We start from the raw sequence: 24,264 nt of genomic DNA, 5'->3' as shown, positions 1-24,264 counted from the left end.
AGGCGGCTAGAAGGGCGAGGCCGCGTGGGCGATGGCGACGAGCGCCTGGCGCTCGGGCTCTGGCAGCGGTGTCGGGCAATAGATCAACAGATGCGGGTGCTGGGTTTTTTCGAAGCCGACGGCCAGGTCGGCGCGTTCCGCCAGCACGTCGCCGCAGTAGCCGAACATGGCCCGGCAACGGGGCCCGAAGTGCTGCAGCGACCAGCGCAGGGTGTGCTGGTACAGGCCGCCGACGGCGTGCAGGCTTCGTCGCGCCGCGAAGGGCAGGCGCCGCAGCACGCGATCGTCGACGCAGACCCCGCCGCCCAGCAGCGCCTGGTCCATCACCGTGATGTGGATGTAGCAGGCGGGCTCCCAAACGCCGTCGGCCGTGCGGCAATGGGCCAGGACGTGGATCGGGAAGTCCGGTGCCGAGGCGCGGTAGCGGCGCTGGAAGATGGGCTCGGCCAGGGCCTGTCCATCCTCGTGCTCGGCGATTCGCACCCAGTCTTCGATACCCACTGCGGCGGGCCCTATGCATTGTTTCGGCCATTCTAGCCCCGCCGACCATTCACCATGCCGGCGTTGATATCCTTGCCGGCATGAGCCAGCCCTCCCTGTCCCATCTCGATCGTCTGGAAGCCGAGGCCATCCACGTCTTGCGCGAAGTGGCGGCGTCGTTCCAGAACCCGGTCATGCTCTATTCGGTGGGCAAGGACAGCTCGGTGCTGCTGCACCTGCTGGTCAAGGCCTTCCACCCGGCCAAGCCGCCGATTCCGCTGCTGCACGTGGACACCGGCTGGAAGTTCCGCGAGATGATCGAATTCCGCGACCGCCGCGCCGCCGAGACCGGCGTCGAGCTGCACACGCACACCAACCCCGACGGTCGGGCCCAGGGCGTCAGCCCGGTGACCCACGGCGCCACCGTGCACACCGACGTGATGAAGACCCAGGCGCTTAGGCAGGCGCTGGACCAGCACCAGTTCGACGCCGCCATCGGTGGCGCTCGTCGCGACGAGGAGAAGTCGCGGGCCAAGGAGCGGATCTTCTCGTTCCGCACCGCCCAACATCGCTGGGACCCCAAGAACCAGCGGCCCGAGCTCTGGGATCTGTACAACACCCGCATCGAGAAGGGCGAGAGCGTGCGCGTGTTTCCGATCTCGAACTGGACCGAGCTCGACGTCTGGCTTTACATCTATCGCGAGAAGATCGAGGTTCCGTCGCTTTACTTCGCGGCCGAGCGACCGGTGGTCGAGCGCGACGGCGCTCTGATCATGGTCGACGACGCGCGCCTGCCGCTGTTTCCGGGCGAGACGCCGACCTTGCGCAAGGTCCGGTTCCGCACGCTGGGCTGCTACCCGCTCACCGGCGCGATCGAGTCCGATGCCGATACCTTGGAGAAGGTGATCGCCGAGATGCTGGTCGCCACCACCTCCGAGCGCCAGGGCCGGGTGATCGATCACGACCCCAGTGCGTCCATGGAAAAGAAAAAGCAGGAGGGCTACTTCTGATGGCCACCCAAAAGCCGACGCTCCCTGTAGGAGGGCCTTCAGGCCCGAAGCTTTGCGCGAAGGGCTTCGGGCCTGAAGGCCCTCCTACAGGAGACGTGGCGGCCTATTTGAAGCAGCACGAGGCCAAGCCCTTGCTGCGCTTCATCACCTGCGGCAGCGTCGATGACGGCAAGTCGACCCTGATAGGCCGCCTGCTGCACGACACCCGCATGCTGCTGGACGACCAGCTGGCCGCACTCACCAAGGACAGCCGCCGCCACGGCACACAAGGTGAGGACATCGACTTCGCGCTGCTGGTCGATGGCCTGGAGGCGGAGCGCGAGCAGGGCATCACCATCGACGTGGCGTATCGCTTCTTCAGCACCGAGAAGCGCAAGTTCATCGTCGCCGACTGCCCGGGCCACGAGCAGTACACCCGCAACATGGCCACCGGTGCCTCGACCGCGGATCTGGCGGTGGTGCTGGTGGATGCGCGCAAAGGGCTGCTCACCCAGACCCGGCGCCACAGCTACATCGTTTCGCTGCTGGGCATCCGGCACGTGGTGCTGGCGGTGAACAAGCTCGACCTGGTCGGGTATGACCAGACCCGGTTCGATCAGATCGTCGCCGACTACACGGCGCTCGCCGCCGAGTTGGGCATCGCGCGGGTGCAGGCGATCCCGCTGTCCGCGCTGCGCGGCGACAACCTGCTGGCGCCGTCGCCGGCCACGCCCTGGTACACCGGCCCCAGCCTGCTGGAGGCCTTGGAATCGGCCGAGCCGGCAATCGCCGCGGACGCGGCATCGATGCGGCTGCCGGTGCAGTGGGTGAACCGCCCGAACCAGGATTTCCGTGGTTTCGCCGGCACCCTGGCCTCGGGCACGGTGGCTCCGGGTGACGAGGTGGCGGTGCTGCCGTCCGGGCGCCGAACCACCGTGGCCCGCGTGGTCAGCGCCGACGGTGACCTTGCGCGCGCAACCCGCGGCCAGGCCATCACCCTGGTGCTGGCCGACGAGGTCGACGTGAGCCGCGGTGATGTCATCGCCAGCGCGGGAGATCCGCCCCAGGTCGCTGACCAGTTTGCCGCCCACCTGCTGTGGATGGGCAGCCAGTCGCTGCTGCCGGGCCGGCCCTACCTGCTCAAGATCGGCGCGAGCACGGTCACCGCCCAGATCACCGAGATCAAGCACAAGGTCGACGTAAACACGCAGGCGATGCTGGCGGCCAAGCACCTCGAGCTCAACGAGGTCGGTATCTGCAACCTCAGTCTCGACCAGGCGATCACGTTCGAGCCCTACGCCGTCAATCGGCGCCTGGGCAGCTTCATCCTGATCGACCGGCAGACCAACGCCACCGTCGCCGCCGGCACGCTCGACTTTGCGCTGCGCCGCGCCGCCAACATCCACTGGCAGCACCAGGACATCGACAAGCTGGCGCGCGCCCGGATCAAGGGCCAGCGGCCGCGGGTGCTGTGGTTCACCGGCCTGTCGGGCGCGGGCAAGTCGACCATCGCCAACCTGGTCGACAAGCAGCTGCATGCGCAGGGTTTCCACACCTTCATCCTCGACGGCGACAACGTGCGCCACGGCCTCAACCGCGACCTCGGCTTCACCGACGAGGATCGCGTCGAGAACGTCCGGCGCGTGGCCGAAGTGGCGAGGTTGATGGCCGATGCCGGCCTGATCGTGCTGGTGAGCTTCATCTCGCCCTTCCGCGCCGAGCGACGGATGGCGCGCGAACTGTTCGCGCCTGGCGAGTTCCTGGAAGTTCACGTGGACACACCGCTGGCCGAGGCCGAGCGACGCGACGCCAAGGGGCTTTACGCCAAGGCGCGGGCAGGCGAGATACGGAATTTCACCGGCATTGATTCGCCCTACGAGGCGCCCGAAGCCGCCGAGCTGGTGCTTGATACGCTGGCGCAAACGCCGGAGCAGCTGGCGGGGCTAGTGGTTGCGCGGGTGTTGGCTGATTGAGGCGAGGGCTTCGGGCCTGAAGGCCCTCCTACATCGACACGTGTAGGAGGGCCTTCAGGCCCGAAGCTTCTCCCTCAGCACGGCAGCAAAACGAGCCCCCGCACCCTCGCCGTAGGGCAGGAACACCGAGGGCTCGGTCAACTCCAGCTCCAGCAGCTGCGGACCCGTCTCAGAGGGCAGCAGGTCAACGCGGGCATACACCAGCGGCGCGAAGGGCAGGGCGGCGAGCACCTGGCGCGCCAGCGCGTGCTCTGCTTCCGACGGCGTGCGCGATTGGATGTGCTCTTCCTTGAACAGGGCGCGGGTGGGTCCTTCGCCGCGTTTTAGCAGCGGCGCCTTGCGGATGGCGTGACTGAATTGACCGCCGAAGAACAGCAGAGCGGTCTCGCCCAGCTCGTCCACCGCCCGAAGATAGGGCTGCACCATCACGTGCCGACCGGCGTCGAGCAGGCGCCCAACGTGGGCTTCGGCCGCGTCGCGGTCTTCGCGCTGGTAGCGCTGGGCGTCGCGTGAGCCGGCGCCAACCGTGGGCTTGACCACGAACTCGGCCAGGTCGGGGAAGTTCGTGGGGTTCTCCCCCGGTGCAATGAAATGGCTTTCAATCACCGGCACGCCCTTGGCCGCCAGTTCGCCCAGATAGCGCTTGTCGGTGTTCCAGCGCACGACATCGGGAGCATTCCAGAGCCGGGTCAGCGCTGCGGTTCGGTCGCACCAGCGGAGGAATTCCGGCAGGCGGTCGATGTAGTCCCAGGTGGAGCGCAAGAGCACCGCGTCGAAGCGCGCCCAGCTGACGGTGGGGTCGTCCCAGGCAACCACGGACACGTTGATGCCCGCAGCCGCGCAGTCGGCGCGCAGCGGTTCGAGGTCTTCGTCCAGCCCGTAGGCGGCAATCGCAGTAGCCAGCGCAAGTTTCATCAGCACTCCCTGTAGGAGGGCCTTCAGGCCCGAAGTCCTTGGCCAGGAGCTTCGGGCCTGAAGGCCCTCCTACATGATTCAGAGATTTTGGTAGTTGGGGCCGGCGCCGCCTTCAGGCGTTACCCAGGTGATGATTTCGTACGGGTCCTTGATGTCGCAGGTCTTGCAGTGCACGCAGTTGGCGGCGTTGATCTGCATGCGCTTGCCGTCGGCGTCGTCGACGATTTCATAGACGCCGGCCGGGCAGAAGCGCTGGCAGGGATTGCCGTACTCTTCCGCGCACTGGGTGATGCAGACGTCGGTGTTGGCGATCTTCAGGTGCACCGGCTGGTCTTCGTCGTGCTCGGTGGCGGCGAAATAGACGCCGGCCAGTCGGTCGCGCGGTGCCAGCGTGCGCGCGACATAATCGCGCTTGGGCTTTTCGGCCACGTCGAGCTTCTGCAGCGAGCTCCAGTCGGGCTTGCAGCGCCAGGTCCAGGGTGACAGGCCACCGACCGCGGTTTCCCAGGCCGAATTCACCAGGCCGAACCACAGGCCCTTCTTGAAGCCCGGCTTGATGTTGCGCACTTTCCGGAGCTCGGCCATCGCCGGCGAGGCGCGCAGCTTGGCGTCGAAGCCGGCGGCGTTGGGGGCGTCCTGCGCCGCGACGTGTTCGGCCGCCAGCATGCCGCTGCGGAAAGCCTGGTGCGTGCCCTTGATCTTGGGCACGTTGAGCAGGCCGGCGGTATCGCCGATTAGCAGTGCGCCGGGCATCTCGACCTTGGGCAGCGACTGCCAGCCGCCGGTGACGATGGCGCGCGCACCGGCGCTGAGGATGGTGCCGCCCTCGAGAAGCGTCTTTATCTGCGGATGGTGCTTCCACTGCTGGAAGGCTTCGTAGGGCTGGTAGTTCGGGTCACGGTAGTCGAGGCCCGACACGTAGCCCAGCGCGATCCGGTCGCCATCGAGGTGGTAAAGGAAGCTGCCGCCATAGGTATGGCTGTCGGCGGGCCAGCCCAGGGTGTGGACGATCTTGCCCGGCGACACGCGGCCGGCCGGCACCTGCCAAAGTTCCTTGATGCCGATCGAATAGTTCTGCGGGTCCGACTCGGCGTCGAGGGCGTACTTTTTCACCAGCTGCTTGGTCAGGTGGCCGCGGGCGCCCTCGGCGAGCACGGTGAGCCTGGCCTTGATGTCGATGCCCTGGGTGTAGCCCGCTTTGTGCGTCCCGTCCTTGGCCACGCCCATGTCGCCGATGCGTACGCCGGCGACCGCGCCAGATTCGTCGTAAAGCATCTCGGCGGCGGCGAAGCCTGGATAGATCTCAACGCCCAGGGCCTCGGCCTGCGGCGCCAGCCACGCGCACATCGCGCCGAGGCTGACGATGAAATTGCCGTGGTTGGACATTTGCGGCGGCACGAACGGGAACTTGGTGCCGCCGGTCTTGGTGAGGAACCAGAACTCGTCCTCGGTGGCCGGCACGCAGACCGGCGGCGGGTTGTCGCGCCAGCCGGGCAGCAGCGCATCCAGCGGGCCGGGCTCGATGACGGCACCGGACAGGATGTGCGCACCGATGGTCGAGGACTTCTCGATCACGCAAACCGACAGTTCGGGCTTGAGCTGCTTGAGCCGGATCGCGAACGACAGGCCGGCCGGGCCAGCGCCCACGGCGACCACGTCATATTCCATCACGTCACGTTCACTCATTTCCCAGAACTCCATACGGCAAGGTTCGGATTGTCGCGGTTTGCCCGTGGCCGGGCAATCAAGGACACTTCACATTGACCTGTCCGGACCCCCGCCCGCATGACTGCCAGCCCCGACGCCCTACGCCAGGCCCCGCTGTACCGCGTGCTGCACGCCCTGGCCAAGGGCGAGACCAGCAGTGAAGCCCTGACCGGTGCCTGCCTTGCCGCCATCGCTCGCGACGGCGGCATGAACGCCTGGTGCTGGGTGGACGACGCGGGCGCGCTCGCCGCGGCCCGGGCCAGCGACGCACGTCGCGCGGAAGGCAAGCCGCTGGGACGCCTGGACGGCGTGCCGGTGGCGGTGAACGACAACTTCGACATCGCCGGCATGCCCACCGGTCTTGGCTTGCCCGGGCATCCGGGCCTGGCGGCGGAAGATGCGCACGCGGTGCGCCGCCTGCGCGGTGCCGGCGCCGTGTTCCTGGGCAAGACCACGATTGACGAAGCCGCCTTCGGCACCGTGGGCCGCAATCCACACCACGGCGACGTCCGCAATCCGGCGCATCCCGGATCCGCCGCGGGCGGCGCCTCCGCTGGTGCCGCGGCCGCCGTCGCCGCCGGCCATGCCGTGGCCGCGCTCGGTTCCGACACCTTGGGCGCGGTGCGTATCCCGGCCGCTTTCTGCGGGCTGGTGGCGCTCAAGCCCACCTTCGGTGAAATCAGCTGCCGCGGCATGGCCCCGGCCCTGCGTCGTCTGGACTGCGTGGGCCTGATCACGCGCACCGTGCAGGACGCCGGCCTGCTGCTGCCGGTGCTGGCGGGCTACGACGCGGGTGATCCGCGCTCACGCAAGCGCCGGGTGCCGCTGGCGCCGCCGGACTGGGTGCCGGGCGAACTCAAGGCCGGCGTCGTCACCGACCTGTCCGTGCTGGGCGTGGACGCCGGCGTGGCCGAAGGGTTCAGCGCCGTGATGGCGCGCGTGGCGCCGGTCTTCGGCAGTGCGCTGCCGGTGGCGCTGGAAGTGGCGCCGCTGGAAGTCGCCGCCACCCGCCGCGCTGCGCTGCTGCTGATGGAAGCGGAGATCCTGGCCGCGCACGAACCGCGCCTGGGTGACGCCTCGCCGCGCCTGCGCGGACTGCTGGATTTCGCCAGCCGCAAGACCGCCGCCGATTTCGCACGCGCCGACCTGCGCCTGGACCAGCACGTGGTCCGGGTACGCCGACTTTTCGAACAGTTCGACGTCCTGCTGCTGCCGACCACGGCCTCGCCGCCGCCGGCCTACGGCGCCGACGAGCCGGCAAACCTGGCCGACCTCACCGCGCTGGCATCGCTGGCGGGCTGTCCCGCGCTGAGCCTGCCGCTGGCCGGCGGTCTCGGCCTTCAGCTGGTGGGCGCGCCGGGTTCCGACCTGCGCCTGCTGGAGCTGGCGGGCGTCATCGCCGCCGTCGCCGATACCGGCGAATAGGTCTTTGGCGGCGCGCGTTCGCGAAGGTCTTCGCGTGCTGCCTAACCGACATGCGCTTCCCCATCCCCGACGGACAGCTGAGCTTCGAGCCGCACTGGCTTCCGCGCGCCGAGGCCGATGAGCTGTTGGCGGAGGTGATGGACACCGTGCGCTGGGAGACACACCGGATCCGGATGTTCGGGCGTGAGGTGGATTCGCCGCGCCTGAGCTGCTGGATCGGTGATGCCGGCGCCAGCTACGTGTATTCGCGCACCCGCTTCGAACCCCGGCCCTGGCCGCCGGCCCTGCAGGCGCTGCGGGCGCGCGTGGATGCGGCGGCCGGTGTGGTGATGAACAGCGTGCTGGCCAATCTCTACCGCGACGGCAAGGACGCGATGGGCTGGCACAGCGACGATGAGCCCGAACTGGGGCCGCGCCCGATGATTGCTTCGCTGAGCCTGGGTGGCACCCGGCGGTTTTCGTTCAAGCATCGGCACGACGCCAGCAAGCGCTTCGCGCTTGATCTGCCGCACGGCAGCCTGCTGCTGATGTCCGGCGACACCCAAGCGAACTGGCGCCATGCCCTGCCGCGCACCGCGCGTGCGGTCGCGCCGCGCTTGAACCTCACTTTCCGGCGTATTGAGGTCCCGCCGACCTAGCCTTCCTCACGCGCCCGGTTGGCCTTGTCGGCTTCCACCAAAGTCCAGCCGACGATGTCGGTGGTGATGCCGGACAGGCCTTGTCCGAAGGCGGCGACCATCGCATCCACCTCGGCCGAGCTGCCGGGAACCACCCGGCGGAAGCGCTTGGACGCCACCGTGCCGCCGCCGCGGAACATGACCAGGCGCGCCTGCACTTCGATGACCGCCTCGGGCCTGCCGCCGCTGTAAACCGTTTCGAAAGCGCGCACTTCCACCAGCAGGCCGGCGTCGCCGCGCGCGCCGCCGCCGAAGCGCCCGACGGCCTTGAGCTTGCCGGCATCCTCGAAGCCTTCGACCAGCGCGGTCTGCAGCAGCTCCGGTGCATCGTCGGCCCAGACGGCGCCCTTGTAGACCTGGAAGCGGTCGGGCGTCGGCCGCACCGCGATGCGCGACGTGTCGAGCATCTGGTTGGCAGCGGTGGTGGAGATGGACAGGTGCCAGTCCACGCTGGGCCAGGCGGCATCCACCGTGACCGCACTAGCCGGTGCGTAGACCTTCACCTCCGTCTTGGGGCCGCCGATGGCGGCGCAGCCGGCCAAAAAGGTGGTCGCGCCGAGCAGCAGGATGGGACGGATCATGGTTCGAACTCCTCGGGTTGTTCGCGGCCGAGCAGGAAGCCGGCGGGATTGCCCTCGAGCTTCTCGGCGAGGCCGTCGAGCTCGCGGATCAGGCCGCGCAGCTGGCGCATGGTCGGGCCCACCTGGGCCAGGCCGTCCTGGCTGAAGTCGGCAAAGGCATCGCGGTTGTCGGTCAGGATGGCGTCGGCGCTGGTGCTGGCGGATTCAAGCTTGGCCAAGGTGCGGTCCAGGCGCGCGACCAGATCGGGCAGCTCCTGCACCAGGCCCTGGTCGAGGTTGTTGATGGTGCGGTCGGCGCTGGCCAAGGTTTTTTCCAGCTGCTCGCTGGCGGCGCGGGCATTGCTGATCAGCGCGGCGATGTCTTCTCGCTCGCCCGCCACCGAGCCGGTGATCTGGTCGAGCTGCTCGAGCGTGCGGGTGACCCGGGCGACGTTTTCGTCGCTGAGCAGGTCATTGACGCGGCCGACGATTTCGCTGGCATTGGCGGCGATGTTCTGCAGCGCCGAGGGTTCGGTCTGGATGCGCGCCACGCGCTGATCGCCGCTGGGCATGAGCACCGGGCTGCCCGGGCTGCCGCCGCTGAGCTGGATGATGGCGACGCCGGTCAGTCCGGTCAGCGCGAGCTTGGCGCGGGTGTCGGTTTTCACCGGCGTATCGGCCGAGAGCCGGACCCGGGCGATGACCTTGCGCGGGTCGTCGCGGTCGAGCGACAGCCGCCGCACGGCGCCTACGCTAATGCCGTTGTAGAGCACCTGGCTACCGACGCTGAGCCCGGTAACGGCCTCTTGGAAGATGACGTCGTACTCGTTGAAGGATTTTTCGGTGGTGTACTTGGCGGCCCACAGCGCGAACAGCACCGCGAGCAGGCATACGGCAAGGGTGAACGCGCCGATGAGCACATGGTTGGCACGTGTTTCCATGGTCAAGCCTCCTTGGCTTGGGCAGCCTGCGCAGAGCGTCCGCGCGGGCCGTGGAAGTATTCCTGCACCCAGGGATGGTCGAAGTTCTCGACCTCGGCCAGCGGGGCGTTTACCAGCACGCGCCGATCGCCGATCACGGCGACACGGTCGCAGATGGTGTACAGCGTGTCGAGGTCGTGGGTGATCAGGAAGACGGTGAGACCCAGCGCGTTCTGCAGGGTCTTGATCAGGGCGTCGAATGCGGCGGCACCGATCGGATCCAGCCCCGCGGTGGGTTCGTCCAGGAACAGCAGCGCCGGGTCCAGCGCCAGCGCCCGCGCCAGCGCCGCGCGTTTGCGCATGCCGCCCGAGAGCTGCGAGGGCAGTTTGGCGCCGGCGTCCTCGCCCAGCCCGGCCATGCGGATCTTTAGCATGGCCAGGTCGTAGATCATGTCGGCCGGCAGCGACGCGTAGTGCTCCTTGAGCGGTACCGAGACGTTCTCGGCCACGCTCAGCGATGAAAACAGCGCGCCGTTCTGGAACAGCACGCCGGTATTTCGCTCGATCAGGCCGCTGGCGCGCGCGCGATCGGACAGTGCATCCACGCCCAGCACGTCAATGCTGCCGCCCTGCGGTTCGCGCAGCCCCAGCACGGCACGCATCAGCACCGATTTACCGGTGCCGGAGCCGCCAACGACGCCGATGATCTCGCCGCGGCGCACGTCCAGGTCGAGGTCCTCGTGCACGACCTGGCTGCCGAAAGCGTTGCGCAGGCCGCGCACGCGGATGGCCAGGTCGTCGGTGTCGTCGGCCATCGCGCTCACCAGTCCATCTGCATGAAGAACAGCGCAGCGAAAGCATCGAACAAGATCACCAGCGAGATCGTCTGCACCACGCTCGAGGTGGTGCGCTCGCCGACCGACTGCGCCGTGCCCTGCACTTGGAAGCCCTCCAGGCAACCGATCAGGCCGATGATCATGGCGAACAGCGGCGCCTTCGACACGCCGACCCAGAAGTGCCGCACGTCAATCGTTTCATGCAGCCGGGTGATGAACATCTCCGGGGTCATGCCCAGGCTGGCGACGCTGACGGCGAGGCCGCCGGCGATGCCGGCGATCATGGCCAGGAAGGTCAGCAGCGGCAGCATCACCAGCAGCGCGGCCAGGCGCGGCAGCACCAGCAGTTCGATCGGGTCCAGGCCAAGCGTGCGGATGGCGTCGATTTCCTCGCCGGACTGCATCGCGCCGATCTGCGCGGTGAACGCGCTGGCGGTGCGTCCGGCAAGCAAGATGGCGGTCAGCAGCACGCCGAATTCGCGCAGGAAGGCGATGCCCACCAGTTCGACCACGAAGATCTCGGCACCGAAGTCACGCAATACGGTGGCGCCGAGGAAGGCAATGACCGCGCCGACCATGAAGCTCAGCAGCAGCACCAGCGGCACGGCGTCCAGCCCGACCTGCTCCATGTGGTGCACGGTGGACGTGACGCGGAAGCGCGCGGGGCGCAGCGCGACGCCCAGTGCGGTCTTGAGGCTCAGGCCGAGGAAGCCGACCAGGGCCAGGGTCTCGCGCGTGTAGTCCTCGACTGCGTAGCCCATGCGCGCCAACATCTCGCGGAAGCCGTAGTCGGTGCGCGGCACCCGGCGCGGGTTCTCGCAGATCGTCTGCACGGTGCCGGTGAGCGGTTGGAAAGCGGGCTGAACCTCGACGGTGGCCAAGCCCAGGCCGACGCGCACCGCGTAGCGGGACAGCAGCATCGCGCCGGCGGAGTCCAGGCGGCCGATATCGCGGCCGTCGATGTCCTGCGCCGCCTCGGGCGCAGCCTCGAGCAGTTTGAGCAAGGTGTCAGCGTTTGCCAGGGTCCAGTCGCCACGGGCGACGAGGATGCCGGGTTGGCGCTCACTCGGTTCGATGCTGGGAAGTTCGCTCATACCTGCGGCGGTTGCTTAGCGGTTAACCGAGGATAGCCGCCAGCGGGGGCGCGTGCCATGCTTGCCGACCATGACCGCGCCCGTCCTCAACAGCCAGTCCACCTACGAGGCGCAGGCCAGTTTCGTCGCCGAACTCGCCACCCGCCTGCACGCCTACGGCACTACCTCGCAGCGGCTGGAGGCTGCCGTGATGGGCGTGGCGCATCGGCTGGGACTCGAGTGCGAGGTCTGGTCCAACCCCACCGGCATCATTCTCAGCTTCGCCGACCCGGTGCGCGGCCAGCAGAACGGCATCACCCGTGTCCTGCGCCTGGCGCCGGGCGACCAGAACCTGGGCCGCCTGGCCGCCACCGACGCCATCGCTGAGGATGTCCTGGCTGGGCGACTGGACCCAAGTGCCGGTCTGCAGGCGCTGAAGTCGCTTGATCGGCCGCCTAGCCCCATCTCGAAATGCCTTAACGCATTCAGCTTCGGCCTGTCGGCGGCGGCGGTGGCCGCGCTGCTGGGCGCTGGCTGGCCCGGCATCGCCACGGCGGGCGTGATCGGCATCGTGATCGGCGTGATGTTCGTGCTGGGCGCGGGCCGCCCGCGGCTGGCGGAGGCGCTGGAAGCGATCGCCGCCCTGGTGGCGACGCTGTTGGCAGCAGCGGTGGCGACCTGGATCGCACCGCTTTCCCTGAACACGGTGATCATCTCTTCGCTGATCGTGCTGATGCCCGGCCTGATGCTGACCAATGCGGTCAGCGAACTGTCCAGCCAGCACCTGATATCGGGCACCACGCGCTTTGCGGGCGCGATGATGATCCTGATGAAGCTCACGTTTGGCACGGTGGCGGCGATGCAGATCGTGGGTCTGCTGGGCTGGGTGCCGCAGGAAGCGGCGGCGCAGCCGCTGGCGCCGCTGGAAGCGCTGGCGGCCCTGGGCGTTTCGGCCTTTGCCTTCGCGGTGCTGTTCCAGGCTTCCGCCCGTGACTACCCGCTGGTGATGGCGGCGGTGCTGCTGGGCTATGGCCTGACCCGCCTGGGCGGCGAGTTGATCGGCCTGGCTACCGACAATTTCGCCGGCGGCGCCTTCTTCGCCGGCATGGGGGTAGCCACCATCAGCAACATCTACGGGCGCTGGCGTAATCGCCCCGGTGCGCTGATCCGGGTGCCCGGCATCATCCTGCTGGTGCCGGGCAGCGTCGGCTTCCGCAGCCTCAACTTCGTGATGGAACGCGATGTCTGGCTGGGCCTGGACACCGCGTTCGTGCTGCTTTCAGCCCTGATCGCAATCGTGGCCGGGCTGCTGTTCGGCAACTTGATCGTGCCCTCGCGCCGGAATATCTAGCGCCCGGATCCGGCTCAGCGCTGGATCAGGAATTCCTCGAGCTTGCGACCCTTGGCCAGTTCGGCCGAAAGCCACTTCGGCGGCATGCCGCGACCGGCCCAGGTTTGGCTGGCGTCGGCCGTGTTGCGGTACTTGGGCTCGACCTTGACGCCTTTCTGCGCGGACTTGCGGCTGCTGGGCTTCTTGGCGGCGACCCCGGACTTTTCGCGGACCATGCGACCGGTGCCGAAAAGTTCGTCAACGCTATAGCCCTCGGCCTTGGCCAGCGACACCAGCTTCTTGCGCACCGCGGCAACCGGCTTGCGCTTGGCCAGCGACTTCTTGCGCTGGCTGGCCTTGGTGATCAGGAGCTGGAGTTCCTTTGCGGAGAGACCTTCGAGATTAATGCTCATGGATTTCCTTGGACTTGCCTGAAAGCTTGTGGGGGGTTTACGGATATAAACCCTGCAAACCCCGATGGTACCCCCCGGAAAGCACCCGGTGGAACCCGCGCGGGTTTTCCCGCGGGGTTTGAGCACAGCCTTGCGGGTGCTTTTCTCAGGTCAGGCCCAGGCGCGCCCTCAGGCTGGCCTTGTCCAGGTTTTCGCTGTCGGCGGCGCGGCGGGCGCGGTATTCGAACTGGCCCGATTCCAGGCCGCGGCCGGAAACCACTACGCGATGCGGGATGCCGATCAACTCGATGTCGCCAAACATCACGCCCGGGCGCAGGCCGCGGTCGTCGATCACCACGTCCAGACCGGCCTGCTGTAGTTCGGCGTAGAGCGCATCGGCCGCTTCAACCACGGCCGGGTCGTTCTTCGGGTTGATGATGCAAACGGCGACCTGCCAGGGCGCCATCGGCGCCGGCCAGCAGATGCCATTGGCGTCGTAGTTCTGTTCCACGGCGGCCGCGACGATGCGCGACACACCGATGCCGTAGCAGCCCATGTGCATCACCTGCGCCTTGCCTTCGGCGTCGAGCACGGTGGCCTTGAGCGCCTCGGCATACTTCTGGCCCAGCTGGAACACGTGGCCGACCTCGATGCCGCGGGCGATCTTGAGCACGCCCTTGCCGTCCGGCGACGTATCGCCCTCGACCACGTTGCGCAAGTCAGCGACCAGCGCCGGCTCGGGCAGGTCGCGGCCCCAGTTCACGCCGGCCAGGTGCAGGCCCTTCCGGTTGGCGCCGACCACGAAGTCGGCCATGGCCGCCACGCTGCGGTCGGCGATGATGGTGATGGCCTGGGCCGGTTTCACCGGGCCGATGAAGCCGGGCTCGCAGCCCAGGTGGGCGTTGATCTCGGCTTCCGTGGCCAGTCGGAACTCAGCCAGGCCGGGCACCTTGGACAGCTTGATCTCGTTCACCATGTGGTCGCCGCGCACCAGCGCCAGCACGAAGCCCTGCTCGCCCATCACGGCGACCGACTTTACGGTGCCCGACAGGGCGATGCCCATCAGCTTGGCGACTTCATCGCAGGTGCGCTGCCAGGGCGTCTCGACCTCGCGCAGCGTCTCGGCGGCGGCGGGCCGTTCGCCCGGCGAAACGGCTTCGGCCATCTCCACGTTGGCGGCGTACTCGCTGCCATCGGAGAAGGCGATGGCATCTTCGCCCGAATCAGCCAGCACGTGGAACTCATGCGAGGCGCTGCCGCCGATGGCGCCGGTGTCGGCATTCACCGCGCGGAACACCAGGCCCAGGCGGCTGAAGACGCGGGTGTAGGCGTCGTACATCGTCTGGTAGGTCTCGCGCAGGCTCTCGGCGCCGAGGTGGAACGAGTACGCGTCCTTCATCAGGAACTCGCGCGCGCGCATCACGCCGAAGCGCGGACGGATCTCGTCGCGGAACTTGGTCTGGATCTGGTAGAAGTTCAGCGGCAGCTGCTTGTAGCTGCGCAGCTCGTTGCGGGCGAAGTCGGTGATGACTTCCTCATGCGTCGGGCCGTAGCAGAACTCGCCGTCCTTGCGGTCCTTGATCTTGAGCAACTGGCCGCCAAATTTTTGCCAGCGGCCGGTCTCTTCCCAGAGCTCGCGCGGTTGGATCGAGGGCATCAGCATCTCGATGGCGCCGGCGCGGTCCATTTCCTCGCGCACCACGGCTTCGACCCGGCGCAGTACCCGCAGGCCCAGCGGACTCCAGGTGTACAGGCCGGCCGCCAGCTTGCGGATCATGCCGGTGCGGAGCATCAGCTGGTGGCTGACGACCTCGGCGTCCGCAGGGGTTTCCTTGCTGGTGTGGAGGTGGAAGCGGGAAAGACGCATGCGGGGACCAGGGATCAGGGTGGGTCGGCCATTGTAGCGGCCGCCCGACCCCGCGGGGCGCGGCTACTCGCCTTCGACCGGCTCGCAGTAGGCGCGGACCTGGCGCTGTGCGTTTTCGCGATTGGTGCTCAGCTCGTCTTCGGTCATCTGCTCGGGCTCGCCGTCGCCGTCGCGGTCGAACTGCACCGGGCGTCCTGAGGTCAGCACCGCCAGGTTGGCCTGGGCCATGTCGCAGGCCTTCTGGGCCTGGGTCGGCTCCGGGGCGGCGGCTTCGGCGGCCTTGGCCTCGGCCGAGTCGGCGTCCACCTGCATGGGCTGCGAGCTGGCGACCTGGACCTGCGAATAAACCGTCTCGCCGCTGGTTCCGACGGACCGGTAGACGGTGACCTTCTCGGCGGCATTGGCCAAGGGCGTGAGCGCAAACGCCAGGACGAAGATCAGGATCGGGCGGGACATGGCGGAACTCCGGACAGTGGCAAGGCCCCGTGATACCACCCCCTCCGCCGGGCCGCAAGGCGCGGGCTATGGGGCGAATCCGGGAGCCGCTACACTTCCGCCATGGAACCTCACGACGATCCGACCCCGGCCCGCGGCCGCGGCATCTATCTGCTGCCCAATCTGCTCACCACCGGCGGCCTGTTCGCGGGTTTCTACGCGATCCTGGCCGCGGCCAGCGGGAACTTCGAGAGCGCCTGCATCGCGGTATTCGTGGCGGGCCTGTTCGACGGGCTCGACGGCCGGGTCGCCCGGATGACCGGCACCACCAGCGAATTCGGCGTCCAGTACGACTCCCTGGCCGATCTGGTCAGCTTCGGCATGGCGCCGTCGCTGGTGATGTACCACTGGGCCCTGGTCGGCTTCCGCGCCGACGGCCCGGTGCTGGCGAAGGTGGGCTGGGCCGCGGCCTTCCTCTACGCCGCCTGCGCGGCGCTGCGCCTGGCGCGCTTCAATACCCAGGTCGGTTCGACCGACAAACGCTGGTTCATCGGCCTGGCCAGTCCGGCCGCGGCGGGACTGATGGTGTCCTTCGTCTGGGCCATGAACACCTTTGGCTACAGCGGCCAGGGCCTGCGCTGGCTGGCCTTCGCGGTGACGGTGGCTGCCGGCCTGCTGATGGTGAGCCGTATCAAGTACTTCAGCTTCAAGGGCTTTCCGAAGGGTGGCCGGGTGCCGTTCTTCGTGATGGCGCTGGTGGTGGTGACGATCGCGGTGCTGTTCATTGCCCAGGCCAAGGGTCTGTTCGCCATCGCGCTGGTCTACGGCCTGTCCGGTCCGGCCTGGTGGCTATGGACGAAGCTTCGGCGCAAGCACGCGGCATGAGTTGGAGTCGCGACCAGCAGGCGATGCTGTCGGCGATGGGCTACGCGCTCTATCGCCAGCCGCCGAGGCCGCTGCGGGTGCTGACGCCGCCTCCGGGGTTCCCGGTGCGGCTCTGGAATGCGCTGGTGCTGGCCGCGGGTGGTGAAGACCCGTCGGCCCTGTTGCCGCCGCTGGAACAACTGCGCGCCGGCGGCGCGGCCAAGCGCGCGCTTTGGCCTGCGCTGCGCGCCCTGCGTCGCCCGCACTGAGTCGTGAACGCCCGGCCCGCCCCCGGCAGCCAGGTCCGACCCATGCTTCCGAGCGATCTGGAGGCAGTGTTCGAGATCGAGAATCGCGCCTACGTATTCCCTTGGACGCTCGGCATCTTTCGCGACTGCCTGCGCGCAGGGCATCAATGCTGGGTGCTCGAGGCCGGCACCACGCTGCTGGGCTACGGCGTGCTGAGCGCCGCGGCCGGCGAAGCGCACATCCTCAATATCTGCATCGCTCCCGAATACCAGGGCCGCGGCCACGGCCGCCGGCTGCTGCGCCGGCTGGTGGACCTGGCGCGCTGGCACCATGCGGGCCAGCTGTTCCTGGAGGTGCGGCCCTCGAATCCGCGCGCGATCGAGATGTATCTCCAGGAAGGTTTCAACGAGATCGGCAAGCGCCCGAACTATTACCCCGCCGAGAAAGGCCGGGAAGACGCCATCGTCATGGCGATGGAGCTGCTGCCGCCGGAGTAGGCGCTCCCTGTGGGAGGGACTTCAGTCCCGATGCTTTTCGGCCGAAAGCATGGGGACTGAAGTCCCTCCCACAGGTGAGCCTTATTGATCAGCAGAGCTTGGCGCGCTGTTCCTGCAGGGCGGTCTGCTGCGCGTTCCATTCCGTCAGGCGGGCGCGTTCCTGGTCCACCACGGCGGCCGGTGCGTTCTGCACGAAAGTTTCGCTGGCCAGTTTGCCCTGGCACTTGGCGATCTCGCCGGCGATGCGCTTGAGCTCCTTGTCCAGGCGCGCAGTTTCCGCGCCCAGGTCGATCAGACCCTCGAGCGGGATCAGCAGCTTCAGCGAGCCGACCAGGGCGGCGGCCGCCGCCGGAGCCTCGCCGTCGAGCCAGGTGATGGACTCGAGCTTGGCCAGGAATTTCAGCGTCGCGTCGTGGCGGACCAGACGCTCGCGGTCACGGGCGTCACCGGCCTGCAGCAGCAGCGGCACGGCCTTGGCAGGCGTGATGCCCATCTGGCTGCGAATCGAGCGCAGCTGGGTCACGGCGTCCTTGAGCCACTCGATGTCGGCGGCCGCGACGGCGTTCTCCAGGGCTTGGTCGGCCACCGGGTAGGGCTGGGTGCTGATGCTGTCGCCGACGATGCCCAGCTTGGGCGCGACCGCATGCCAGATTTCCTCGGTGACGAAGGGGATGATCGGGTGCAGTGCGCGCAGCAGCTGTTCCAGCACATAGAGCAGGGTGTGTCGGGTGCTGTCGGCCGCGGCTTGGTCCTCGCCCATCAGCGCCGGCTTGGACAGCTCGAGGTACCAGTCGCAGAACTCGTTCCAGGCGAACTCGTAGAGCGCCTGCGACGCGAGGTCGAAGCGGTAGTCGGCGTAGCCCTTCTCGACTTCGCGCAGGGTGTGTTGGAGGCGGTCTAGGATCCAGCGTTCTGCGTCGGTGGACGGGTTCGGGACTGAAGTGCCTCCCACAGAAAAGCCTTCGCAGTTCATGAGGCCGAAGCGGGCGGCGTTCCAGAGCTTGTTGCAGAAGTTCTTGTAGCCCTCGCAGCGCTGCAGGTCGAACTTGATGTCGCGGCCGTGGGTGGCCAGCGAAGCGAAGGTGAAGCGCAGCGCGTCGGCGCCGAACGCGGCGATGCCCTCGGGGAATTCCTTGCGGGTCGCCTTCTCGATCTTGGGCGCGTCGGTCGGCTTCATCAGGCCGGCGGTGCGCTTGGCCACCAGCGCGTCGGCGCTGATGCCGTCGATGATGTCGATTGGGTCCAGCACGTTGCCCTTGGACTTGGACATCTTCTGGCCGTCGCGGTCGCGCACCAGGCCGGTGATGTAGACGTCCTTGAACGGCACCTCGCCGGTGAAGTGCTCGGTCATCATGATCATCCGGGCCACCCAGAAGAAAATGATGTCGAAGCCGGTGACCAGCACCGAGGTCGGCAGGCGCTTGTCGTAGCCGCGCTCCGCCATTGCCGTCGGATCCGGCCAGCCCAGCGTGCTGTGCGACCAAAGCGACGACGAGAACCAGGTCTCGAGCACGTCGCTGTCGCGGGTGAGGGCGACGTCGGCGCCGAAGCCGTGCTTCGCGCGCACCTCCGCTTCATCGCGGCCCACGTAGGCCTTGCCACTCGCGTCATACCAGGCAGGAATCCGGTGGCCCCACCAAAGCTGGCGGCTGATGCACCAATCCTGGATGTTGCCCATCCAGTGCCGGTAGGTGTTGATCCAGTTCTCGGGCACGAAGCGCACCGAACCGTTCTCGACCAACTCGAGACCGCGCGCGGCCAGCGTGTCCATTTTCACGAACCACTGGTCGGTGAGGTAGGGCTCGATCACCTGGCCGGTGCGGTCGCCGCGCGGCACCTGCAGCTTGTGCTTTTTTTCCTCGACCAGCAGGCCGAGTGCCTCAAGGTCCGCCAGCACGGCCTTGCGCGCGGCGTAGCGGTCCAGGCCGCGGTACTTGGCCGGCGCGTTGTCGTTGATCGCAGCTTCGGGCGTAAGGATGTTGATCATCGGCAGACCGTGACGCTGGCCCACCGCGTAGTCGTTGAAGTCGTGCGCGGGCGTCACCTTGACCACGCCGGTGCCGAACTCGCGGTCGACGTAGTCGTCGGCGATGACCGGGATCTCGCGGTCGCTCAGCGGCAGCTTCACTTTCTTGCCGACCAGGTGCGCGTAGCGCTCGTCTTCGGGGTGCACCATCAATGCGGTGTCGCCGAGCATGGTTTCCGGGCGCGTGGTGGCGACCACCAGGTCGCTGCCATCGGCCAGCGGGTAGCGGATCGACCAGAGCTTGCCGTCTTCTTCTTCGCTGACGACTTCAAGGTCGGAGATGGCGGTCTTGAGCACCGGATCCCAGTTGACCAAACGCTGGCCGCGGTAGATCAGGCCTTCCTCGAACAGGCGTACGAAGGTTTCGACCACGGCCTGGCTCGGGCCGGCGTCCATGGTGAAGGTCTCGCGGCTCCAATCCCCCGAGGCGCCCATGCGGCGCATCTGGCGGGTGATGGTGTCGCCCGATTCCTGCTTCCAGTCCCATACCCGTTCGATGAACTTGTCGCGGCCCAGGGAATCGCGGGTCTCGCCCTTGCCCTCAAGCGCCAGGTTGCGCGACACCACCATCTCGGTGGCGATACCGGCGTGGTCGGTACCCACCTGCCAGAGGGTGTCGAAGCCCTTCATGCGGTGGTAGCGCACCAGCGCGTCCATCAGCGTGTGCTGGAAGGCGTGACCCATGTGCAGGGTGCCGGTGACGTTCGGCGGCGGCAGCATGATGGTGTAGGCCGGCCCCTTGCCCGAGGGCTTGAAGCAGCCGCTGGCTTCCCAGTGGGCGTACCACTTGGTCTCGAAGGTCTGGGGCTCGAAGCTCTTTTCCATGGGGGATGACGGCTCTGCGCCCGGCGCAGGGCCGGGCTTTGATGGGTGGGGAAGACCGCAAAGCCTAGCAAATCAGCCGTTTGCCGGCGAGGCAAACCCCTGTAGGAGGGCCTTCAGGCCCGAAGCTCTTCGCCAAGAGCTTCGGGCCTGAAGGCCCTCCTACAGGGTCAGGCTGCGGCGAAAGCGTCGCGGCTCAGGTTCTCCGGCGCGGCTTCGGTGCAGTGCACCTCGTCCTCGATCCGCACGCCGCCGAATTTCGCCAGGTGCTCCACCTTGCGCCAATCCACCGCCTTGCCTTGCGGCGTCGCCTTCAGCTTCGCCAGCAGGGTCGGGATGAAGTAGATGCCCGGTTCGATGGTGACCACCATGCCCGGCTCCAGGGTGCGGGTCATGCGCAGGAAGGGGTGACCGTTGGGGCGGGGGATCCGCTGGCCGTCCTCGTCGGTGAAGCCGCCGACGTCGTGGACCTGCAGGCCGATCGGGTGGCCAAGGCCATGCGGGAAGAAGGTCGAAGTCAGGCCGGTCTCCAGCATCTGGCCCGCATCCATGTCGACGATGCCCAAGGTGCGCAGCACGCCGCCCAGGCGCAGGTGGCACTCCAGGTGCAGGTCGCGGTAGTCGACGCCGGGCTTCACGCCGGCGCATAGCGCCTGCTGTTCGTCGTCGACGGCGGCGATCAGGGCTTCGAAGTCGGCGTCGCCGTTGCCCCAGGTGCGGGTGATGTCCGAGACGTAGCCATCGACCTCGGCGCCGGCGTCGATCAGCAGCGAACGATGCCGCGACGGTGCCTGCTGCGCCTTGTACTGGTAGTGCAGCACGGCGCTGTTCTCGTTGAGGCAGACGATGTTGCTGTAGGGCAGGTCCAGGTCGGTGTGGCCGGTGGCGGCCAGATAGGCGGCGTGGACGCCGGCTTCAGACAGACCGGCGCGGAAGGCGTCGCGCGCGGCGAGGTGGCCAGGCACGGCGCGGCGCTGGGCGAGGCGCATGACGGCCAGTTCGTAGGGCGTCTTGTAGGCGCGGTGATAGTGCAGGCCGGCCAGCAGCGCTTCGGGGTTGTTGGGCGCGAAGCCGGGCAGGGCGGCGTCGGCCTCCCCCAGAATGGCGGCTTTGCCGGTGCTGGGCAGGTGCCGTGCGGCCGCGGCCGGGTCGGTGATGATCCGGATGTCGAAGTGCTCGACCCAGGCGCCTTCCGGCGGACTGGGCGGCACGTGCCAGAAATCGTCGGGCTGGTAGTAGGCCAGCACCGGGCGCTGGCCCGGGGTGTAGGCGATCCAGCAGTGCGGGTGCCGGGTCAGCGGCAGCCAGGCCTTGAACTGGGCGTTGGGCTTGAAGGGGTAGGGCCGGTCGTCCAGGAATTCGAGCTTCTCGATGCCGGAAGCGACCAAAAGGTGATCGAAGCCGTACTTTTCGAGCAGGGCGTCCATGCGCGCCTTGATTGCGGACAGGTGCGCGGGATATAGAGGAGCTGTGTCCTGAGGGGTCATGGCCGTTCCTTCGGGGAGGCAAAGGGCGATTTTGCCGCATCCATGCGTCTGGCGCAGGAGTAGGGTTTGAAAGTTCGGCGTGAAGACGGAGGGTTCCTTGGCCAACCAGCCTGGCTGTGGAGCTTGGTTGCGCTGGTGGTTGGCCTGGGCCTGAGCCTGCTGGCGGCCAAGCTGCACAGTGACGCGCTGGTTCAGTCCGAGCATGTGCGCCTGGAGCGCTTGGCCGAACGCAGTTTCGACGCCGTAAACGGCCAGCTCGACACATGTGGCCTGCTCGTTCGCTCGGTGCAGGCCATGTTCCTGGCCTCGGACGAGGTGACGGACGCCGAATTCGAAGCCATGTACTCGAACCTGCGGCCGCGCGAACAGTTCCCCAGCCTGCAGGCCATCGCCTATTCCGAGCGCATCGCCGCATCCACGGCCCGGGCCGAGGATGCCGGCGCGAGCGTCTACCGGACCACGCTGGTGGCGCCAAGCCAGGGCAACCGGGGGCTGTTAGGGCTGGACGTTGCCACCCAGCCCGAGAACCTGGCGGCCGCCCGATTCTCCCGCGACGCCGACCAGCCGGTGATGTCTGCAGCGTTCCGGCTGGTGCAGCGCAGGGGGATGCCGGGTGGTGACGATGGGCTCACCATCCGGCTCCCGGTGTTTAGCCCCGGCCTGCCGCCCCGTGACCTGGCCGAGCGCCGCCAACGTGAGTTGGGCTCGTTGGCCGTTTCCTTCCGCGTCACTCGCCTGATCGAGGATGCCCTGCCGCAGGAAGCGCTGGATCGCTTCGACATCGACGTGCTGGACGTCAGCGACGGTGAGGCGAATGCGCGTCTGCTCTACAGCAACGACTCGGAACTGGATCCGGACGAAGATGCCCGCATCGCCAGCTACTCGCAGGAGCTGGCCTACGGCGGCCGCACGTGGCGAATGAAGGCCATGGCCCGCCCGATGAGTGCCGAGGCCGGCTGGCTGCCGTTGCTTACCTTTGGCATCGGCTGCCTGGCCAGCGTGCTGCTGGCCACCTTGGCCTGGTCGATCGCCTCCACCCGGTCACGGGCGTTGGCGCTGGCGCGGGACATGTCGGCTCAATATCGCGAGAGCGAGGAACGCTTTCGAGCGCTCAATGATCTTTTGCCGGCGCTGGTGCTGCTGGCGCGCGTTGATACCGGACAGGTGGTGTATACGAACCAGGCCTGCCGGGATCGCTTTGGGATGGTCGCCGAGCTGCCGGGTCCAAGCCTGGCGCAACTGATTGAAGACCCGGCGATGCGGGCGCGCGTCGACGCCCTGGGTATCGAACCTGGCGCCATCTTCAACGAGTCCGTCCGCCTGCAGATGCCGGGGCAGGAGCCGTTCTGGGCGACGCTGTCGGTGTCCCGGATCATGTTGGGCGAGCAGCCGCATCTGCTGGCGGTAGCCAGCGACATCACCGAGCTGCGGGTGCTGAGCGAGGAGCTGAGCTACCAGGCCATCCATGATTCGCTGACCGGCCTGCTGAACCGGCGCGAGTTCGAACGCAAGCTGGACGCCAGCATCGAGGCGCTCGACGCCGGCGCGGAGCCTGCAGCGCTGCTTTACATGGACTTGGACCAGTTCAAGCTGATCAACGACACCTCGGGGCACTACGCCGGCGACCAGCTCCTGGCGCAGCTGGCGGGCCTGTTCGCCGGCCTGTTGCCGCGCAACGCGGTCGTGGCAAGGCTGGGCGGCGACGAGTTCGCGGTCTTGCTCGAGCGCACCAGCGAGCTGCTCGCCACCGAGCTGGCTGAGAAAATCCGGCTCCAGATCGACGGCTACGTGTTTGGCTGGGAACAGCGCAACTACACCGTTAGCGCCAGCATCGGCGTGGTGATGATGCAGGGCGCGGGCCTGAGCCAGCGCGTGCTGCTGGCGCACGCCGACACCGCCTGCTACATGGCCAAGGAACGTGGCCGCAATCGCGTCCATCTGTTCTCCGAGAACGATCTGGAAACCACCCAGCGCCGCAGCGAAATGGAATGGGCGGGTCGGATCCGGCAGGCGCTGGCCGACGGTCGCTTCCTGCTGCATTTCCAGGAGCTGGCGCCGCTGTGGTACGGCGAGCAGGCGGAGGGCGTACACATGGAAATGCTGGTGCGGCTGCGGGGTGAGAACGGCGAACTGGTGCCGCCGGGAGCCTTCATACCGGCCGCGGAACGCTTCGGCCTGATGCCCCAGCTCGACCGCTGGGTGGTGGACACGACCCTGGCCAACTTCAACCGCCTGCATCCCTCGGGCAAGCCGGTGAAGCTATGTGCCATCAATCTTTCGGGCCCGACCTTTGAGGACGACAGCTTTGCCGACTTCGTGCTGCAGCGGCTCGAGGACTACGGCGTGCCGCCGCAGCGGATCTGCTTCGAGATCACCGAGACGGCGGCCGTCAGCAGCATGTCGCGTGCGGTCGAGTTCATGCAGAAGCTGCGCGCCGCCGGCTGCAAGTTCTCGCTCGACGATTTCGGCTCCGGCATGGCCTCGTTCGGTTACCTCAAGAACCTGCCGGTGGACTTCATCAAGATTGACGGCAGTTTCATCCGCAACATCGAGACCGACCCGGTGAGCTATTCCATCGTTCGCGCGGTGACCGATATTGGCCACCAGCTGGGCCTGCAGGTGGTCGCGGAATGGGTTGCCGACGAGCGTGCCCGTGACCTGCTGCGTGGCCTGAGCGTGGACTATGCGCAGGGCTTCGCGATCCATCGGCCCGAGGCCGCGCTGTGCTTCCGCAGCTGAA

21 protein-coding genes are annotated in these 24,264 nt (G+C 67.6%); 9 read left to right on the top strand and 12 right to left on the bottom strand.

Annotated elements, in window-relative coordinates; genetic code table 11:
• Window positions 1–6: 6 nt before the first annotated feature.
• A complete protein-coding gene (locus ACYVGY_RS07305; RefSeq protein ID WP_460456964.1) occupies window positions 7–501 on the bottom strand; it encodes a hypothetical protein in 495 nt (164 codons plus the stop codon).
• Between the two features lie 68 nt (window positions 502–569).
• Here ACYVGY_RS07305 and cysD point away from each other — a divergent pair, with 68 nt between their 5' ends.
• Both cysD and cysN read left to right on the top strand, forming a co-directional pair.
• Window positions 570–1,490: a sulfate adenylyltransferase subunit CysD gene (gene cysD, locus ACYVGY_RS07300; RefSeq protein ID WP_460456961.1), complete on the top strand. Its 921-nt coding sequence runs from the start codon at window positions 570–572 to the stop codon at window positions 1,488–1,490.
• On the top strand, window positions 1,490–3,442 hold the full coding sequence (gene cysN, locus ACYVGY_RS07295; protein WP_460456804.1) for a sulfate adenylyltransferase subunit CysN: 1,953 nt from the start codon (window positions 1,490–1,492) through the stop codon (window positions 3,440–3,442). The genes cysD and cysN overlap by 1 nt, the downstream gene beginning before the upstream one ends.
• A gap of 54 nt (window positions 3,443–3,496) precedes the next feature.
• Here cysN and ACYVGY_RS07290 read toward each other — a convergent pair whose 3' ends face one another.
• Window positions 3,497–4,357 (bottom strand): ATP-grasp domain-containing protein, encoded by an 861-nt coding sequence (locus tag ACYVGY_RS07290; protein WP_460456803.1) that lies wholly within the window; start codon window positions 4,355–4,357, stop codon window positions 3,497–3,499.
• Between the two features lie 78 nt (window positions 4,358–4,435).
• A complete protein-coding gene (locus tag ACYVGY_RS07285; RefSeq protein ID WP_460456802.1) occupies window positions 4,436–6,058 on the bottom strand; it encodes an electron transfer flavoprotein-ubiquinone oxidoreductase in 1,623 nt (540 codons plus the stop codon).
• Window positions 6,059–6,142: 84 nt separating this feature from the next.
• Here ACYVGY_RS07285 and ACYVGY_RS07280 point away from each other — a divergent pair, with 84 nt between their 5' ends.
• Together ACYVGY_RS07280 and ACYVGY_RS07275 are read left to right on the top strand one after the other, a co-directional pair.
• Entirely contained in the window at window positions 6,143–7,489 is a 1,347-nt protein-coding gene (locus ACYVGY_RS07280) for an amidase (protein WP_460456801.1), read from the top strand.
• Between the two features lie 50 nt (window positions 7,490–7,539).
• Window positions 7,540–8,127 (top strand): alpha-ketoglutarate-dependent dioxygenase AlkB family protein, encoded by a 588-nt coding sequence (locus tag ACYVGY_RS07275; protein ID WP_460456800.1) that lies wholly within the window; start codon window positions 7,540–7,542, stop codon window positions 8,125–8,127.
• Here ACYVGY_RS07275 and ACYVGY_RS07270 read toward each other — a convergent pair.
• From ACYVGY_RS07270 to ACYVGY_RS07255, 4 genes are read right to left on the bottom strand one after another with little or no spacing between them, the layout of a single operon-like run.
• Complete coding sequence (locus ACYVGY_RS07270; protein ID WP_460456799.1) at window positions 8,124–8,747, bottom strand: ABC-type transport auxiliary lipoprotein family protein; 624 nt, start codon at window positions 8,745–8,747, stop codon at window positions 8,124–8,126. The genes ACYVGY_RS07275 and ACYVGY_RS07270 overlap by 4 nt on opposite strands.
• The gene (locus ACYVGY_RS07265) at window positions 8,744–9,667 is read right to left on the bottom strand and encodes an MlaD family protein (RefSeq protein WP_460456798.1); all 924 of its coding nucleotides are present in this window, start codon (window positions 9,665–9,667) and stop codon (window positions 8,744–8,746) included. Before ACYVGY_RS07265 ends, ACYVGY_RS07270 begins: the two co-directional genes overlap by 4 nt.
• A 2-nt stretch (window positions 9,668–9,669) precedes the next feature.
• A complete protein-coding gene (locus ACYVGY_RS07260; protein WP_460456960.1) occupies window positions 9,670–10,461 on the bottom strand; it encodes an ABC transporter ATP-binding protein in 792 nt (263 codons plus the stop codon).
• Window positions 10,462–10,466: 5 nt separating this feature from the next.
• The gene (locus ACYVGY_RS07255; protein WP_460456797.1) at window positions 10,467–11,576 is read right to left on the bottom strand and encodes an MlaE family ABC transporter permease; all 1,110 of its coding nucleotides are present in this window, start codon (window positions 11,574–11,576) and stop codon (window positions 10,467–10,469) included.
• 70 nt (window positions 11,577–11,646) lie between these two features.
• Here ACYVGY_RS07255 and ACYVGY_RS07250 point away from each other — a divergent pair, with 70 nt between their 5' ends.
• The gene (locus ACYVGY_RS07250) at window positions 11,647–12,906 is read left to right on the top strand and encodes a threonine/serine exporter family protein (protein ID WP_460456796.1); all 1,260 of its coding nucleotides are present in this window, start codon (window positions 11,647–11,649) and stop codon (window positions 12,904–12,906) included.
• A gap of 14 nt (window positions 12,907–12,920) precedes the next feature.
• Here ACYVGY_RS07250 and ACYVGY_RS07245 read toward each other — a convergent pair whose 3' ends face one another.
• From ACYVGY_RS07245 to ACYVGY_RS07235, 3 genes are all read right to left on the bottom strand, one after another.
• Window positions 12,921–13,298 carry an H-NS histone family protein gene (locus tag ACYVGY_RS07245; protein WP_460456795.1) on the bottom strand — a complete coding sequence of 126 codons (378 nt, stop codon included), beginning with the start codon at window positions 13,296–13,298 and terminating at the stop codon, window positions 12,921–12,923.
• Between the two features lie 145 nt (window positions 13,299–13,443).
• Window positions 13,444–15,144, bottom strand: coding sequence for a proline--tRNA ligase (locus tag ACYVGY_RS07240; protein ID WP_460456794.1), 1,701 nt, complete (start codon window positions 15,142–15,144; stop codon window positions 13,444–13,446).
• Between the two features lie 63 nt (window positions 15,145–15,207).
• Window positions 15,208–15,600, bottom strand: a complete 393-nt coding sequence (locus ACYVGY_RS07235; protein WP_460456793.1) for a hypothetical protein — start codon at window positions 15,598–15,600, stop codon at window positions 15,208–15,210.
• A gap of 102 nt (window positions 15,601–15,702) precedes the next feature.
• Here ACYVGY_RS07235 and pssA point away from each other — a divergent pair, with 102 nt between their 5' ends.
• The 3 genes from pssA to rimI are packed head-to-tail and all read left to right on the top strand — an operon-like array spanning window position 15,703 to window position 17,189.
• Complete coding sequence (gene pssA / locus ACYVGY_RS07230) at window positions 15,703–16,464, top strand: CDP-diacylglycerol--serine O-phosphatidyltransferase (RefSeq protein ID WP_460456792.1); 762 nt, start codon at window positions 15,703–15,705, stop codon at window positions 16,462–16,464.
• A complete protein-coding gene (locus ACYVGY_RS07225) occupies window positions 16,461–16,712 on the top strand; it encodes a hypothetical protein (RefSeq protein WP_460456791.1) in 252 nt (83 codons plus the stop codon). Before pssA ends, ACYVGY_RS07225 begins: the two co-directional genes overlap by 4 nt.
• A gap of 3 nt (window positions 16,713–16,715) precedes the next feature.
• Window positions 16,716–17,189 carry a ribosomal protein S18-alanine N-acetyltransferase gene (gene rimI, locus ACYVGY_RS07220; RefSeq protein ID WP_460456790.1) on the top strand — a complete coding sequence of 158 codons (474 nt, stop codon included), beginning with the start codon at window positions 16,716–16,718 and terminating at the stop codon, window positions 17,187–17,189.
• A gap of 88 nt (window positions 17,190–17,277) precedes the next feature.
• On the opposite strand, the gene ACYVGY_RS07215 is transcribed toward rimI, so the two are convergent.
• Window positions 17,278–20,040, bottom strand: a complete 2,763-nt coding sequence (locus ACYVGY_RS07215; protein WP_460456789.1) for a valine--tRNA ligase — start codon at window positions 20,038–20,040, stop codon at window positions 17,278–17,280.
• Window positions 20,041–20,207: 167 nt separating this feature from the next.
• Window positions 20,208–21,524 carry a Xaa-Pro dipeptidase gene (gene pepQ, locus ACYVGY_RS07210; RefSeq protein WP_460456788.1) on the bottom strand — a complete coding sequence of 439 codons (1,317 nt, stop codon included), beginning with the start codon at window positions 21,522–21,524 and terminating at the stop codon, window positions 20,208–20,210.
• A gap of 66 nt (window positions 21,525–21,590) precedes the next feature.
• Here pepQ and ACYVGY_RS07205 point away from each other — a divergent pair, with 66 nt between their 5' ends.
• The gene (locus ACYVGY_RS07205) at window positions 21,591–24,263 is read left to right on the top strand and encodes a bifunctional diguanylate cyclase/phosphodiesterase (protein WP_460456787.1); all 2,673 of its coding nucleotides are present in this window, start codon (window positions 21,591–21,593) and stop codon (window positions 24,261–24,263) included.
• Window position 24,264: the final 1 nt, after the last annotated feature.

The sequence above is a fragment of the Arenimonas alkanexedens genome (genome assembly GCF_054781355.1).
Note: the sequence above shows the minus strand (reverse complement) of the source record. Positions and strands in the feature narration are given on the sequence as shown.

Coding starts and splice junctions, on each gene's coding strand:
- cysN (WP_460456804.1), top strand. CDS start 1,490: ATGGCCACCCAAAAGCCGACGCTCCCTGTAGGAGGGCCTTCAGGCCCG.
- ACYVGY_RS07290 (WP_460456803.1), bottom strand. CDS start 4,357: ATGAAACTTGCGCTGGCTACTGCGATTGCCGCCTACGGGCTGGACGAA.
- ACYVGY_RS07285 (WP_460456802.1), bottom strand. CDS start 6,058: ATGGAGTTCTGGGAAATGAGTGAACGTGACGTGATGGAATATGACGTG.
- ACYVGY_RS07280 (WP_460456801.1), top strand. CDS start 6,143: ATGACTGCCAGCCCCGACGCCCTACGCCAGGCCCCGCTGTACCGCGTG.
- ACYVGY_RS07275 (WP_460456800.1), top strand. CDS start 7,540: ATGCGCTTCCCCATCCCCGACGGACAGCTGAGCTTCGAGCCGCACTGG.
- ACYVGY_RS07270 (WP_460456799.1), bottom strand. CDS start 8,747: ATGATCCGTCCCATCCTGCTGCTCGGCGCGACCACCTTTTTGGCCGGC.
- ACYVGY_RS07265 (WP_460456798.1), bottom strand. CDS start 9,667: ATGGAAACACGTGCCAACCATGTGCTCATCGGCGCGTTCACCCTTGCC.
- ACYVGY_RS07260 (WP_460456960.1), bottom strand. CDS start 10,461: ATGGCCGACGACACCGACGACCTGGCCATCCGCGTGCGCGGCCTGCGC.
- ACYVGY_RS07255 (WP_460456797.1), bottom strand. CDS start 11,576: ATGAGCGAACTTCCCAGCATCGAACCGAGTGAGCGCCAACCCGGCATC.
- ACYVGY_RS07250 (WP_460456796.1), top strand. CDS start 11,647: ATGACCGCGCCCGTCCTCAACAGCCAGTCCACCTACGAGGCGCAGGCC.
- ACYVGY_RS07245 (WP_460456795.1), bottom strand. CDS start 13,298: ATGAGCATTAATCTCGAAGGTCTCTCCGCAAAGGAACTCCAGCTCCTG.
- ACYVGY_RS07240 (WP_460456794.1), bottom strand. CDS start 15,144: ATGCGTCTTTCCCGCTTCCACCTCCACACCAGCAAGGAAACCCCTGCG.
- ACYVGY_RS07235 (WP_460456793.1), bottom strand. CDS start 15,600: ATGTCCCGCCCGATCCTGATCTTCGTCCTGGCGTTTGCGCTCACGCCC.
- pssA (WP_460456792.1), top strand. CDS start 15,703: ATGGAACCTCACGACGATCCGACCCCGGCCCGCGGCCGCGGCATCTAT.
- ACYVGY_RS07225 (WP_460456791.1), top strand. CDS start 16,461: ATGAGTTGGAGTCGCGACCAGCAGGCGATGCTGTCGGCGATGGGCTAC.
- ACYVGY_RS07215 (WP_460456789.1), bottom strand. CDS start 20,040: ATGGAAAAGAGCTTCGAGCCCCAGACCTTCGAGACCAAGTGGTACGCC.
- pepQ (WP_460456788.1), bottom strand. CDS start 21,524: ATGACCCCTCAGGACACAGCTCCTCTATATCCCGCGCACCTGTCCGCA.